Annotated in this window: 13 protein-coding genes; 2 read left to right on the forward strand and 11 right to left on the reverse strand. The window is 62.8% G+C overall.

Translation table 11 applies throughout. The annotated features are described in order from the left end of the window. Nucleotides 1–134 precede the first annotated feature (134 nt). From ACWF99_RS00005 to ACWF99_RS00055, 11 genes are all read right to left on the reverse strand, one after another. Nucleotides 135–1,049: an alpha/beta hydrolase gene (locus tag ACWF99_RS00005; RefSeq protein WP_452533612.1), complete on the reverse strand. Its 915-nt coding sequence runs from the start codon at nucleotides 1,047–1,049 to the stop codon at nucleotides 135–137. 5 nt (nucleotides 1,050–1,054) lie between these two features. After that, a complete protein-coding gene (locus tag ACWF99_RS00010) occupies nucleotides 1,055–2,221 on the reverse strand; it encodes an alpha/beta fold hydrolase (RefSeq protein ID WP_452533613.1) in 1,167 nt (388 codons plus the stop codon). 33 nt (nucleotides 2,222–2,254) lie between these two features. Beyond that, complete coding sequence (locus ACWF99_RS00015; RefSeq protein ID WP_452533615.1) at nucleotides 2,255–2,941, reverse strand: VOC family protein; 687 nt, start codon at nucleotides 2,939–2,941, stop codon at nucleotides 2,255–2,257. A 15-nt stretch (nucleotides 2,942–2,956) separates the two neighbouring features. Next, nucleotides 2,957–4,891 (reverse strand): alpha/beta fold hydrolase, encoded by a 1,935-nt coding sequence (locus tag ACWF99_RS00020; protein ID WP_452533616.1) that lies wholly within the window; start codon nucleotides 4,889–4,891, stop codon nucleotides 2,957–2,959. 155 nt (nucleotides 4,892–5,046) lie between these two features. Further along, nucleotides 5,047–5,316, reverse strand: a complete 270-nt coding sequence (locus ACWF99_RS00025; RefSeq protein ID WP_452533617.1) for a hypothetical protein — start codon at nucleotides 5,314–5,316, stop codon at nucleotides 5,047–5,049. An 82-nt stretch (nucleotides 5,317–5,398) separates the two neighbouring features. Next, the gene (locus ACWF99_RS00030) at nucleotides 5,399–6,676 is read right to left on the reverse strand and encodes an MFS transporter (protein ID WP_452533619.1); all 1,278 of its coding nucleotides are present in this window, start codon (nucleotides 6,674–6,676) and stop codon (nucleotides 5,399–5,401) included. Between the two features lie 3 nt (nucleotides 6,677–6,679). Next, the gene (locus ACWF99_RS00035; RefSeq protein WP_452533621.1) at nucleotides 6,680–8,260 is read right to left on the reverse strand and encodes a CotH kinase family protein; all 1,581 of its coding nucleotides are present in this window, start codon (nucleotides 8,258–8,260) and stop codon (nucleotides 6,680–6,682) included. Beyond that, entirely contained in the window at nucleotides 8,260–8,937 is a 678-nt protein-coding gene (locus ACWF99_RS00040) for a DUF4956 domain-containing protein (protein WP_452533622.1), read from the reverse strand. The genes ACWF99_RS00035 and ACWF99_RS00040 overlap by 1 nt, the downstream gene beginning before the upstream one ends. Beyond that, the gene (locus ACWF99_RS00045) at nucleotides 8,934–9,782 is read right to left on the reverse strand and encodes a VTC domain-containing protein (RefSeq protein ID WP_452535284.1); all 849 of its coding nucleotides are present in this window, start codon (nucleotides 9,780–9,782) and stop codon (nucleotides 8,934–8,936) included. Before ACWF99_RS00045 ends, ACWF99_RS00040 begins: the two co-directional genes overlap by 4 nt. A 145-nt stretch (nucleotides 9,783–9,927) precedes the next feature. After that, nucleotides 9,928–10,620 (reverse strand): MspA family porin, encoded by a 693-nt coding sequence (locus ACWF99_RS00050; protein ID WP_452533624.1) that lies wholly within the window; start codon nucleotides 10,618–10,620, stop codon nucleotides 9,928–9,930. Continuing rightward, complete coding sequence (locus ACWF99_RS00055; protein ID WP_452533626.1) at nucleotides 10,617–11,099, reverse strand: MspA family porin; 483 nt, start codon at nucleotides 11,097–11,099, stop codon at nucleotides 10,617–10,619. Before ACWF99_RS00055 ends, ACWF99_RS00050 begins: the two co-directional genes overlap by 4 nt. Nucleotides 11,100–11,203: 104 nt before the next feature. Here ACWF99_RS00055 and ACWF99_RS00060 point away from each other — a divergent pair, with 104 nt between their 5' ends. Further along, the gene (locus ACWF99_RS00060; RefSeq protein WP_452533627.1) at nucleotides 11,204–12,148 is read left to right on the forward strand and encodes a response regulator transcription factor; all 945 of its coding nucleotides are present in this window, start codon (nucleotides 11,204–11,206) and stop codon (nucleotides 12,146–12,148) included. A gap of 62 nt (nucleotides 12,149–12,210) precedes the next feature. Beyond that, nucleotides 12,211–13,629 (forward strand): sensor histidine kinase, encoded by a 1,419-nt coding sequence (locus ACWF99_RS00065; protein ID WP_452533629.1) that lies wholly within the window; start codon nucleotides 12,211–12,213, stop codon nucleotides 13,627–13,629. Nucleotides 13,630–13,820 lie beyond the last annotated feature (191 nt).

The raw sequence follows: 13,820 nt of genomic DNA on the forward strand, positions 1-13,820 counted from the left end.
CCAATGAGTAGACGAACCGATGGCGGCATCCGAACCGTTGTAACCATGATCGATCCACGAAGAAGTCGGCGACCACCGGACAGCGAAACCGGCGGTGAACGGGTCGGTCGATTACCGGGTGGTCGCGCTGAGCTTCATCTGGGGCGCGCTGCTTTTGGTGTTGCTCCCGCTGCCCCGACAGGGACGTGGCGGTGCAGGAATTCGAGCTGGTCTGCGACAATCTGTTCGAAAGTGGTGCCGACGTAGATATCGAAGTGCCCGGCAGGGTAGTTGATTATTTCGCCGCGGGGTGCGCGAGTGGCTGCCTTCCTGGTTGGGCCGGGCGGGGCGACACTGTCCTGATCGCAAATGCCGAACAGGATCGGACAGCCGATGTGCTTGATTTTTGCGGCGGGACGGTAGGCCATGATCTGCAGTGCGATCCGGGCTGGAGTCTGGTTGTGGAAATCCAGGCCGTCCGGTACCAGTGCCACATAGCCGGGCATTGCGTCGGGCGCGGTCATCAGAGCGGCGGAGTTTTCGGGGCCGTAGAACGGCACCTCCACGGGTGGTTGGCCACGCCACGCGGCGATCACATCACGTATTGCCAGTGCCGTGACTTTCACCGACGACGCGGAACTCATTGCCAGTGCGGAGGCTATTCCGTCAGTGAATGGGCACTGGGCGATCGCGGCCGCGAGTCGCTGGTCGCTCGCGGCGGTGGTGATGGCGTGGGCACCTCCGAAGGAGCTGCCCCACACGATGACCCTGTCGGGATCCAGATCCGGGTGCGCACGGGCAAACCGGATGGCGGCGGCGAAGTCTTCTATCTGCCGAGTGGGGTCGACGAGCTGTCGGGGCTGGCCACCGCTGCCGCCGAAGTGACGGTAGTCGAACACCAAGCAGGCGTAACCGGCGGCTTGGAACCGCTCGGCGTAGGCGTCGAGGCGGAGCTCGCGAAGGCCGCCGAGACCGTGCCCCATCACGAGAACAGGGTGCGGGCCAGAGCGGTGGGGGAGATATAGCCAGGCACTGCACTCGGTGCCGTGAGAATCGAAGGCGATGTCCATTCGCGTCATTGTGCGGAGTCCTCCTTGGGCAGGAATGCGGCGAGCGAGTCGGCGACGAGGGTCGGTTGGCTCAAGGTCTGCTGATGGGAGGTTCCAGGCAGTTGCTGGTAGCTGGCGCCGGGGATTCGCTTGGCGATACCGGCCATGATGTCAGCGGTGGCCGATGCGTCGTCCTCACCGGCCAGCACCAGCGTGGGCAGCGCAATTTCCTCGAGTTGCTGTTGCACGTCGAGAGTGGCGTAGGCGCGCCAGGCAGCGGCCCAGTCTGCTGGCGTGGTCCGGCGCAGATGTTCGCGCGCGTAGCGCACACCCCATGCGTTGGTCGCCAGTTCGGCGCTGGTGAACCAGCGAGTCAGGGTGGGAACGACCTGTGCCTCCATACCCTCGGTCTCGGCTGCGCGAGCGCGGTCCTCGAATGAGGGCAGCGGTGCATCGATAGTGGCCAGCAGCGCCAGCGACGCGAACCGGTTCCGGTGTCGCACTGCGGCGGTCTGCGCGACTGCCCCACCTATCGATAGACCGACCAGATGCACCGTGTCCAAGCCGAGTGCATCGATGACATCGATCAGGTCCGCGCTGAGCTGTTCCATGTCTGCCTCTGGGGCGCCGGCTGCGGTCCCGTGACCGCGCAGGTCGTACGCGAACAGCCGACGACCTCGTGCGAGCGGTGCGAGCACTGGTTCCCACATTCGCCGATCCGCGCCCAGCGAGTGCACGAAAATCGTTGCAGGCCCGCTGTCACCGACCTGCTCGACCACGGTTTGATGATCGAACAGGTCAACCGGCTGCTGCCGTGCGGGCAGACCGATTCCGGAGTGGTCGAGTACCTGGGTGACTACCTCTAATGCGTTGAGGGCGCGAGGTATTCCGGCGTACAGCGACACATGCTCGCACACCGCGCGCAACTCGGCCGGTTGGTAACCGGCCCGCATAGCTGCGGCGACGTGGACTGCCAACTGACTTGGGGCGTCGCCGATCGCGGCGAGTACTGCGACCGTTACGAGCTCGCGATCGGCGCGGGACAGTTCGGGCCGGGCTAGGGGACCGGCGAATGCGCCCAGGATGGTTTCGTACATCTCGGGCATGCCCATCCGGGCCAGAACGAGTCCAGTCTCCGGGGTGACGCCCATATATGCCTCGTACTCGAGCTCGCCGCGCGCGATTCGATCCATAATTGTGTCCGTTCTTGTCGAATGTGGATTGGGTCAGTCGGCGACCTTCACCGGCGGCTCGCTCTCGCTCATCAGTTCGCTGATCTGCTCGTCGGTGGCGGTAGCGAGAAGTGCGTAGATGTCATCGGTGAAGGCCAGGTGCGGCTTGGAGCGATCGAGTGCGGGCTGCGGGACAGCCTCGGTAGGCGGTTGGTAGTCGGCCGCTGACTTGTATCGGGCCAGCTCGTCCTCGCTGATGCCAGCTCTGCCGACCACCTCCGGGTCGATCCATGCCGCAGGATCCAACGGGACACCTGCGGTGAGCTCCAGCACCAGGCCTTCGGGACCCGCGAAGTAGATCGAATGGCAGAAGCCGTGGTCAATCGGCCCGAACACCATCACGCCGTGGCTGCGGATTCGATCGCGCATGGCTTCCAGTTCTTCGAACGTGTCGAGCTGCATCGCGATGTGCTGGGTGGCCCCGACCGTAACGTTTCCGGTGGGCGTTCCCGCATGAGTGACACCAACCTCGATCTTGTCCGGGTTGTCGTCGTGCTGGACGAACGCGAGGTAGCACTCGGGGCTGAGAGAAATGAAGCCGTGCCATGCACCCGGCAAGCCGTGCATCCAGAACAGGCCCTTGAGTTCGCAGCCGAGCACCTCGGTGAAGAACTCGATCTGGTTTTTGATGTTGCGAGTGCCGATCGCCAAGTGATTGATCGCGCGCGGGTGGATGGCCATGATTGCTCCCTAGGATCAGGACAGGGGTTTGGTAAGGCTGGGCGAGCTCGCGATGGCCGGGCTGTGCAGGCGTGCACGGCACCAGTCGGCGACGACGCGCGAGTAGTCGACGGTGTGGAAAAGCATCAGCTGGTGGACACCGCCGGTCTGAATGTGGAAGTCGACCGGTCCGGCCGTCGCGTCGACGACTGCCTGCGCCAACGGCACCGGGAAGATCGGATCCTTCTCACCGACCGCGTACAGAATCGGTTTCGTGTTCTCTGCCAACGGAACTGCCGGGTTGTAGCGAAGGATCGACGCCCACGACGCGAGGTCATAGGTCCACGTGTTGAGCGGATCCCGATGTTTCTGCTCGCCAGCGCCACGGAACCCGTAATCCTCGTCGAAGTTGATCAACCGGCCGATGTCGAACCGCAATGCGTCACCGAAGTGAGCGATCATCTGCTCGTAGGCCGGCGTTCTGAACGGATTGTCGGACGGGATCAGCGGTGAGGACGGAATTACGAAGCCCATCAGGACTGCGCCCGTGTAAGCATCGGAGCTCGCGTAGGCGCCGTAGGCTGCGGCCGTACCCAGCGAAGAACCCTTGATGAATACCGGGAGCCCGGTCTCGGTCTTGATGTAGTCGGTCATCGCCAACACCGCGTCCACCCACTCCTCGAGCGTGAACTGCCCGGCCGGCCGGTCGGTGCATGATCGCCCGTGCCCAGGCGCGTCCATGCACCACACCTCTGCTCCGAGAGTCGCGTAGTGCGCGGCGAACCGGTCATAAACACCGCCGTGGCCGCCGGTGCCGTGCTGTACCAGCAGCACGTGGTCGGCTGCCGATCCCGGATAGCGGTAGACGAACGTATCGCCGACTACGTGTTCCTCTCGCTTCATTACGCACCCTCCAGTGAGAATTAAGTTGATGACTATCAATAAAGCATGGAAGTTGGAGGTCGTCAACATCTGGCTCGACATGAACCGGTAAAGTGCCGCAAGGGCACGGTCGTAGGTGTCAGCGAGAGTGCGCCGAAACCGTTCGCGCGCCAGCGTTTTCCGGTTCGACGCATGGCCTGCAGTCAGCGACTGTGTGTAGCCGCTTTCGGCGACATCGCCGAGAGCGTGAACGTCGACGCGGTGCAGACGGAGGCCGATCCGCGGGGCGTATGGTCGGGTGGGGACGCTGACCAAGCTCCACGAGAAGAATTCGCGCGTAGCCCTGCAGGTCGTCGCCGACATACCTGAGCCGCGCATCTCAAGTTCGGCGCGTGCCGAAGGAAGCTGTCCGCCAAGATCGTGGAGTATCACTCCGATGCCGTCGTCACGGTCAGCGATTTGGACCCCCTCGGTCGCCAATATTGCTGCTAGCGACGCTCGGGGATCAACCTGAATTACTTGCGGCGGTGGACTTCTGGTCCTCGCCCGTGCGCGGCGGTTCCTCCGCGGAGTGTCGTCGCTGGGCCCATGTGCGCCATTGCGCGAGCACAGTACAGCCGCGAGGCTCTCGTCGGTGTGTGGGCCGAGGTCGAACTCGTCTTCGGTCATGCGCGGGGTCTGTGACCGGGAGACGCAGATCATCATGGTCGCGCAGGTGGCTTGCTCCTGCGGGGTCAGGATGCTGTCGCGATGGTCGACATCGCCGGCGAGGACGCGGGTTTCGCAGGTGCCGCAGATACCCTCGGTGCAGTAGTACGGGACGTCCACGCCCGCGGCCAGCAGAGCAGACAGGATCGACTCGTCTGCCGCAACGGGCAAGATCCGGCGCGAGCGCGCGAGTTCGACCTCGAAGGCGGCGTTGACGGAGTCGGATGCCACGCGTGCCGTGAAGCGCTCTGCGGGGCCACAGGCGTAGACGAGCTCGCCCGGGCGCAGATCCGCGAGGTAACCGTGCAGATCGAGGAGGTCCTCGTGGAGGAAGATGCGACCGGAACCGTGACGGGACGTCAGCTCCTCGGGGAAGGCCATTGTGCTGTGAGAGCGCCCGCCGCAGAGCAGCGTCCACGGTGCTGGGCCGGCAAAGTCGAGCTTGGGGAGAATGGGGGTTATGCCGATGCCGCCTGCTATGAAACGGTAGGCGGGCGCGACTTCGAGGGAAAAGTGATTCCGCGGACCGCGGCCTCCTACCCGTACTCCGGGTAGGAGGGTCGTGTGAACGAACTCGGATCCGCCGCGGCCGTTCGGTTCGCGCAGAACGGCGATGCGCCAGGGTGCGAGTCGCCGCCGCACAGGGAGTACTGGCGCTCGAGACCAGATGCCAGCTCGATGTCGATGTGGGCACCGGGTTCCCAGCCAGGCGATGGATGGTCCCCGGCGGCACGCAGGACCAGGGATACGACGTCGGCGGCCTCTTGGCGGCGATCAGCGACAACGAGGTCGATCATGTCCGTCATGGGCGGATCCTTTGCGGGTGTCTGTGGCGGGGCACCGGAGCTCTGACGGGATCGCGGAAAGTTGGGGTCGTGGATTTCGTCGTCACCTGTCGGAGCGGGGGCGGATATCGTGTGGCACCGGTGTGGTGTGGTCGACCTTGTGGGCTGTTGGGCGGTGAAGGGCTTCGAACACGTCTGGTGTGACGCTGAGGGTCAGCGACCTGCTGTAGCTGTCTGCGATCCACGCACCGAACAACGTCATGACGACTGTGATGTCCTTGCTGGCGGCGCCGACGACCACGACGACAAAGAGCGTGATGAAGGTAGGTGGGTTGATCAGGACGAATGCCGCGGTCGTCCGAACGGTCCGCCCGAGTGAACCAGGCGTTTCGTGACGGTGGATCGCGGTACCCGCTACAACGAAGAGCGTGATGACCACCCCGGTGTCGAGCACCGTGCCGAAGCCTAGGTAGGCGGGGCCGAATTCCCGGAAGCTCGACCAGGCGATCATGGTCGCTCCGATAAGGCCGATGCTGGTCCAGACGATGACGCGACCGGTCGACCTGGCGCGGCTTCGTCCATCAGGAGCGACGATGGATATATCGGCGTCGTGGGGCAGCAACCACACGGCCAGGGCGAAGGCGATGCTTCCCACGCCTGCCCCGATAACTGTCATAACACGCCAAGCGCCGTCGACCGCGAGTTCGCCCATGATGGGCGGGGTAACAATGCTTACCAATGGCATCCCGAACAGCGCGATTTCGAACGCCCATTTGTTTTCAGCGGTGGCGTCCTTGGCGAATCCCAGTATCAAGACAATTGCAGCACCCATGCCGATTCCGGCGAGCATTCTGAGAAACCCCAGCTGCCAGGGGACGGTGGCCAGCGCGCATGCCCCCGACGAGAGTGTCAACCACAAGACCGCGGCGAGTGTGGCCCGCCGACGCCCGAGACGCCGCGCCAGCGGCACGGCGGTGGTGGCGCCTGCCAGCATGCCGAGGAATATTGTGCTCCCGATCAACCCGGCGTCGCGCGGGGACAAATGCCAGCGGGGTTCGGTGAGCAGGGCCTGGAGAAAGCTTGGGAACACGATGATCTGGAAACTCTGTGCGGCCACGAGAACCGCTCCGAGCAGAGCCAGCCTGCTTATCGAATGTGGGACAGTGCCAGACGACACGACGGGGCCTCCAGATGAAGTGCAGGAAACGTCGGACCGGCACCGGGTCGCAGTGCGGAGGTTGCTGCGACGAGCCCGGCCGAATTTCGATAAAGCTGCAAGACGCAGTACGCAGGGCGAACTCGGTGCCCGAGCAGGCGTGTCAACCCCGGACGCTCGCCGGAGTGACAGCAGCTGTTGCGGACTCGTGGCCCGCAGCCGCACAGGTCACGGCCTGGCGATCACCTCGTTGGTCGCGAGTTGCTCGGAGCGGCGGATGAGGCGCCCCACCAGCTGTTGGGCAGCGGAGTCGATCTGCTCTTGGCTGAGACTGTCGGAGGTCGGAATCGACGCGGCGATCCGCTCGGTGATCTCCACTGCTCGCCCACTTGCGAAGATCTCGTTGTAGAGCCTGCGATAGGTGTCCTCATAGAGTCCGGTGAAGGCTGGCGAGGCGAGGAACCTGTCCTTGAGAGCGTTGCCGATACGCATTCCTCCCGGACCTGCTGACCCTGACTCGGACTGGGGGGCCAGTCTTTTCGGAATCGAGATGGTGACGGGGTCGTGGGGCCCTGCGGTGACATCGCTGATGAGAGCGAAATTCAAATCCCACGAGACCATCGAGAACTTGCCGGTACCGATGGCGTAGTAGAGGTAGCCGTTGTGACCTGGGCCGCCGATATCGTCGAAATTGGCGAGGAGATTCTGCGTGGCTATATATTCGGCCAGGCTGTTGAGATCAACCCAGTCGCCGAGCTCGGCGGCGAAAGCGTGCTCGTCGGCGCTGTCGAGCCACTTCAAGAAGCTGATGATCGGCTGCAGGTCCAGACCACCGAGCCCGTTCACCTGCGTGAACTGTTCGGTGTAAGCGGTCTGGTCGCCGCCCTGATAGGCGAAGTTGGCTTTGGCGCGAATCTTGTAGAGCACCCCGTCGCTGTCGGTCATCGCTTCGGCATAGCTCTCGTCCGGGTGCTCGAGAACGAGCCGGGTCTGGGTCGGTTCGTCATTGACCGAGTACTCGACGTAGGCGTGACGCTGGCTCGGTTGACCCGACTCGGCAGTGAGCTCCAGGGAAACCGCCTCGTTGAGAACCGGTGACCCTGGCCGCACCGCCAGTTCAGTCATGCCCTGATAGGCGCGACCCTCGGCGAATTCGTTGAAACTCAACAACAACGGCAGCGACGCCGGGTCATCCGGATCGAGCTGGGGCATTATTGTCAGCCGGCTCCGGAGTTCGCCGGCAGTTGGCGAAGTCGTACCGGAGTTGCCGCCCGGTGGTGCTGTGGTGCTGTCGCCCGATGGCTGCGCTGGGTTCGGCTGTGCCGCATTGGTATCGACGGGTTGCCCGCCCATTTTGGGAGCCATACCGGGCATCCGGCTGTCGCCGCGCAGACTTATCAAGGTCGAGTTGCCTTTGAGCCGGACCGCTACGTCGGTGATCAGGGTGCCGTCGATCTCGACCTGCGCTTTGATCCACGCCTTCTCTCCTTCACGCTGGTAGGTCTCGATCATCCCCTGGTACTCAGCCGGGTTGATCAGGATGTTGAGGTCGTGGCCGACCTCGGCGTCGAACAAATCGGCCCGGCCTTCGATGTTCTCGGTGATCGCAGAGGTGATCACGGAAGCATCTCCGGTGATGACCGGGGTGATCCGCACCGAGCCGAACACCGTCGCCATCACCGCGACGAACGCCACGAACGTTGCGGCGAGCTTCCAGTGCTGGCGCACCGACTTGGGCAGCCAGTGGCGCAGGCGTCTTCTCGGTATGCCTGCCGGGGAGACGGAAGGCTTCACGGTGTCCGAGGGCATCAGATGTCGGTTTGGTCGTAGCCGGTCAGGACCGTGACCCGTTGTCCGGTGTTGACCATGCTGAGGGCCTCGATCACCTCGGCCGGTTTGATCCCGGATTTGAGTTGGGCGGTGAAGTACAACTCGGTCAACGCACCCGACCGGACGGATTCGGTACTGACCAGCTCGAACTCCTTGCATTTCTGGATCAGCACGTCTTCGACGACCGCGGTGTAGGCAGGCTCAGGCGGAACCTGGATCTTGATGACCTGGCGCTGGACATCGAGCTTATACCAGTTGAATCGGTGCATCACCAGAAGAACCAGGCAGATAGCGACAGTGGCGGCAATGGCCAGCAGGTAGAACCGGGTACCAGTGGTCATGCCGATCGCCATCACCAAGAAGATGAACCCGACATCGCGTGTCTCCTTGATGGCGTTGCGGAACCGGATCACCGACAGCGCGCCGACCAGAGCGAACGCGCGCGCGATATTGGATCCAACGACGAGCATGATCAGGCTGATGACCATGCCGACAACGATCAATGTCTGCACGTAGGACTGGCTGTATGAGACGTTCTTATGTGTTCGTCGGTAGACATAGCCGATGATCGCCGACAACACGAACGACAAAGACAGCGACACAACGATGTCGAACGTGGTGAACGTCCCGCTGAGGTCTTGGATGTCGAAGTTCACGAGAGCACTTTCTTGGGCAGGGACGACGCAGTATCAGCCGTGAGAGCAGCGATATCGTCGAGGGATTGATAACGAGAACGCGGTGCGAGGTCGAAGGCCTCCACGCTCTGGCAGTACTTGGAGACGCGAACCACCGACATGTTCAGCCGAGCGGTCAGGTCCGAGATCCAGTAGGGGATGCGCTCATTGGCCTTGACCTCAACGATGCACAGGTGCGGGGGGATGATGAACCGATTCTCCGACTGTGCCCCGAAGTGGAAGTCACGGTCTCGACCGTGCACCCGGTGATCGATCGTGGCACGCAGGCCGAGGTCGGCATCCGTGCCGACATAGGCTTCCCGCAGATAGCCGGTAGTGACGATCGGCCGTAGATCGAGCTTGGTCACCAGCTCCGATACCTCGTTGAGGAAAGCTTTCTCCCGGCCGTCGACGTCGATGTCGAGCGAGCCTGCGCACAGCTCGCGCGCTTGGTGATAAGGCAGTCGGATCCGGCGCTTCTGCGTCACCCGGTTGACCCGCTGTTTGATTTCGATGAAGACCGGTGTTTCGTCGGTGACCTCGCCGGGATCGCCGTAGATTCGCTGGCGAAGCTTGCGCCGGAACTTCAAGCCTTCGATCTTTTCCCAGTAGAACCGCAGGTTGCTGGTGTCGTAATAGAGACTGGTCACCGGATAGCCGCCGTTGGTGCTGTGGCCGTCGGCGTCCATCCGGTCGCGTAAGGCGCGCCGCAGTTCCGGGACATCGCGTTCGTCGGCGAGGTACTTGATCTCATACCGATTGAACGCGTGTAGGGCACTCGCGGTCTGAGTGACCACGATGCGTTCCTCGTTGTCGGCTTCAGTCATCGCAATCGGTGTATCAGGGCGAGCTGCTGGTGGGTCCCCGGCGGGAATTCTGCGCGGGGGTTTCCTGGCGAAGATCGTCACCCGCTTACCTCCCGTAATCGGGCACGCGACATCGAGTGCGGTAGTGGCAGTGAGCTGTTCATGCTCAGATGCCGAAGGGCTGGCCGTAGACGGTGATCTTGGACTTGGTGCCCTTGTCCTTTTGATAGGCCGTGAGGTTGACGTACATCCGCGCCTGCGCAGCGCCCGCACAGCCGGTCAGCCCGAAGGTCTTGTCGCTGTAGGTGAAGCTCGCACTGTCGCCGTCGAAGGTGTAATAGCCGACGGTCTCGCTGTCGCCCTGCTCGTCCTTCTGCTTGATTTGCAGGATCGAATACCGCTTCACCTCACCAGGGCCCAACGTCATTTCAGCGCCCGCCGATGCTTGAACGGCGACCTCGCCGTCTTTGGGCTCGGCACCGCCGTCCACGTCGGCGCCGGCTCCGAATGCGACCTGGCAGCCGATGATGTAGCCCACTTCCAATCGGCCATTGGTCATGCCGGACGCGTTGACCTGTACGTTGCCCGAGACCCAGACATTGCGGTGCAGCGGTGTCGCGCCCACCGAGGGCGATACGGTCGCGAAGTCGTCGCCGGTGACGGTGACTTCTCCGCCGCCGAGCAGCGGTTCGGTCGCCGAAACTGCTGGTAGTTCGATGAACTGGTCGGCGCTGGCGGTGCCGGTCGAGAGCAGGCACGCCGCGACGGCGCCGGCTCCGAATCCTGCGGCGCGGAAGGTACGGGCGCGGTAGGGCGCATTCATTCGAGGTCCTCGAGGTGTGCTGATCATGGTGTTCATCCGATGCTGAAGGGCCGGCCGTAGAGGTATCCCGCGTAGCGGTTCGGTCCGTCGTCGCTGATCAAACTGACCATCGACCGAGCTTGGGCGTAGCCACCGCACCCGGTGATCTCGATGCCTTGGTCGCGATAGTTGATGGCGCCATGCCCGTCGACCAGGTCGATATCGGTGATCTTGTAGTACTTGACCTCGCCGGCGTTCAGCGGAATCGACAGTCCGGCGGAGATCGAGGGTGACTTGAGGTCGATGTCGGCGCCCAGATCCGCCTCGAGGCCTTCGAGGTCTACCTGGCAGCCGACGAGATAGCCGACCTCGAGCTCCATCACCGAGTCGGCGGGTGCTTCGGCTGTTACGACCCCACTGACCCACGCGGTTCGGCCGGTGCCGTTCGCGTTGAGAGCCGAGGAGATCAGCGCTGTTTCACCGGACTTGCTGAAGGAGTATGGTCCGGCCGTGCGTTCACCATCTGGCAGATTCACCCGCGCATCGGCATGAGCAGCCCCGGCGAGCAGGGTTGCTGCGGCTAACGCCGCGCTTCCACCTACTGCTGCAAGGTATCTGCGTTGGCGTTTCGCCTTCGCCGGTGGTGTCTTCGAATCCGTGGTGCGTGTCACGTACCTGCCCAATCTGCGGTCTTGTTGCTGAATCGGAGCCGAGCAGCAAAGCGGGTGCCAGGTTTATCGGGGCCCGCTGTTCGTTCATGCTTCGGTCATCTACCAGCACACTCGATGAACATCTGGTGAATGTGCGGGGAACCTGGCAGCTTTCTGTGAACGCGGAGTCGGTCTATCAGGCCGGTGTCGAGGGCACCTACCCTGATGCGATGACCGATCAATCCCACCCGTACTCGGTCGTCGTCGTCGACGACGAACTCAACGTCCGAGACCTGCTCTCCGCGGCGTTGCGTATGCGTGGATACGATGTCCGCGCGGCAGCTGACGGTCGATCCGCACTGGATCTGATCGAAGCGCAAGTCCCGGACATATTGGTGCTCGATGTCATGCTTCCCGACATCGATGGGTATGCGATCGCGCGTGGACTGCGGGCTCGAGGAAACGATGTGCCGGTTTTGTTCTTGACCGCGCGCGACGCGGTCGGGGACCGCATCGCCGGGCTGGCTGTCGGCGGCGACGACTATGTCAGCAAGCCGTTCAGTATCGAAGAAGTGCTGTTGCGGGTGGAGGCGATTCTGCGCCGCACCGGCACCACCAGCGTTCGGGACCGGGTCCTTCGGTACGCCGATCTGACCATGGACCTCGACGCGCACCAGGTCATGCGCGGCGGCATCGAGATCGGATTGTCAGCAACCGAATTCAGCCTGCTGCACTACCTGCTGTCCAACGCTGACACGGTCGTGAGCAAAACCCAGATCATCGACCGAGTGTGGAATTCCGACGGCCGCGACGGTCGGATCGTTGACACGTTCATCAGCCAACTGCGCCGAAAGATCGACACCGCGGGTCCTCCGCTGATCCACACCTTGCGTGGGGTCGGCTATACCCTGCGGCGCGACCGGTCTGGCATATGAAAAGGGTGCGCCCGCTTCGGCACTGGACGCTGCGAACACGGCTGATACTGATAGTTTTCGCGATGACCGCTGCGGGGTTGGTGACATTCGGTGCGCTCACCGCGACATTGTTGGATCGTGGACAGCTGGATCGGGTGGACGCGCAACTCGACGCTCTCACCACACAGCTGGTGAGCGCAGATCGGCCGCCCCCGCCTCCGATGCCCGACCCTGCCGCCGCAGAGCTGCCCTCAGCTTTTCGGATCCTGTTCTTCGACAACAACGGTCACCAAGTCGGACAGCTCGGCGACAACTCCGACAACAGCGCGAAACCTGAACTTCCCCCGATGAACGCCGATTCGGTCCGCAAACTAGGCGACGGTTCATTTACCGTCAGTAACCGCAGATCCGACGCTGAATGGCGGGTCCGCGCGGGAGTGCAGCTCCCCAATGAATCTCAGCCCGATGGCGGCACCGTCGCGGTCGCGATGTCGCTCGAGGGTGTATCAGCGACGACGAAGCAACTGCATACGATCGAAATCGTGGCAGGCACCGTGCTGCTCGGAGCTGCGGTGCTCGCAGCGATCTGGCTGGTCCGTCTCGGACTGATTCCCTTGTCTCGCATCGAAGACACCGCTGACGCAATCACGGCGGGAAACCTGGATCGCCGAGTTGTCGACACCGACCCTCATACCGAAGTCGGCAGACTCGGCTCGGCCTTCAACGTGATGCTGTCCCAGATATCGGAAGTGATGCGCCAGCTCGCAAACTCCGAGCATCGGATGCGAATGTTCGTCTCCGACGCATCCCACGAATTGCGCACACCGCTGACAACGATTCGGGGCTACTCCGAGCTGTTCCGTGTAGGGGGTGAACAGGCTGCGGGTGGGGCTGCGGAGATGATGCGTCGAATCGAAGGTGAGTCTCTGCGGATGAGCGCGCTCGTAGACGATCTACTGCTCCTCGCGAACCTTGATCAAGAACGGCCGCTGGACCTGGCAGAGGTCGACCTGGCTACTCTTATCCGCGAAATTTCTGACACTATCCGGGCCCAGTTCCCGCAGCGTCACATCGAACTCGTGAGTTCAGTCGATCAGGCTCTAATTCTTGCCGACGAACGGCGAATCCGTCAGGTCGTCAACAACCTGGTGAACAACGCGCTGGTGCACACGCCACCGACCGCGGCAATCACCATCGCCATCTCTTACACCCCAGCACAGCCGACGATCGGAGCAATGGCAGCGGCAGGAGCTACAAACCCGCAGACCGAGCGAGTCATCGTTCTGGGTGTTTCTGACGATGGGCCAGGTATCTCCCAAGCAGACGCCCCTTACATTTTCGATCGCTTCTTTCAAACAGATCGATCGCGATCTATCAGCACAGGTTCCGGACTCGGCCTGTCGATCGTCGCATCCATTCTCAACGCCCACGGCGCCCGAATCGAGTTGCTTGCCAACCAAAACCGGGGCGCAACCTTCCGGATACTTTTTCCAGCGGTGTGATGATCAGAAGTCCGGCCCGATGTGGGCGGACCGGATGCTCCGTCAGGTGCTACCCATCGCGTAGTAGCTGTCGCCACGTAAGGCGGTCATTGCGCCCGGGGTACCGCGCGGGGCGCGCTTCACATCCCCAGTGCGCAGTTCAGGCGATGGCGAGTGGTCAGTCGATCATGGTTGCCAGGTCTGGTTTTTTC

This window comes from Nocardia sp. NPDC055002, from assembly GCF_053608825.1.

Excerpts from the sequence above, each read along its gene's own strand:
- ACWF99_RS00025 (WP_452533617.1), bottom strand. The coding sequence starts at position 5,316 with ATGACGGACATGATCGACCTCGTTGTCGCTGATCGCCGCCAAGAGGCC.
- ACWF99_RS00050 (WP_452533624.1), bottom strand. The coding sequence starts at position 10,620 with ATGAACACCATGATCAGCACACCTCGAGGACCTCGAATGAATGCGCCC.
- ACWF99_RS00010 (WP_452533613.1), bottom strand. The coding sequence starts at position 2,221 with ATGGATCGAATCGCGCGCGGCGAGCTCGAGTACGAGGCATATATGGGC.
- ACWF99_RS00015 (WP_452533615.1), bottom strand. The coding sequence starts at position 2,941 with ATGGCCATCCACCCGCGCGCGATCAATCACTTGGCGATCGGCACTCGC.
- ACWF99_RS00020 (WP_452533616.1), bottom strand. The coding sequence starts at position 4,891 with ATGGCCTTCCCCGAGGAGCTGACGTCCCGTCACGGTTCCGGTCGCATC.
- ACWF99_RS00045 (WP_452535284.1), bottom strand. The coding sequence starts at position 9,782 with ATGACTGAAGCCGACAACGAGGAACGCATCGTGGTCACTCAGACCGCG.
- ACWF99_RS00035 (WP_452533621.1), bottom strand. The coding sequence starts at position 8,260 with ATGCCCTCGGACACCGTGAAGCCTTCCGTCTCCCCGGCAGGCATACCG.
- ACWF99_RS00065 (WP_452533629.1), top strand. The coding sequence starts at position 12,211 with ATGACCGCTGCGGGGTTGGTGACATTCGGTGCGCTCACCGCGACATTG.
- ACWF99_RS00005 (WP_452533612.1), bottom strand. The coding sequence starts at position 1,049 with ATGGACATCGCCTTCGATTCTCACGGCACCGAGTGCAGTGCCTGGCTA.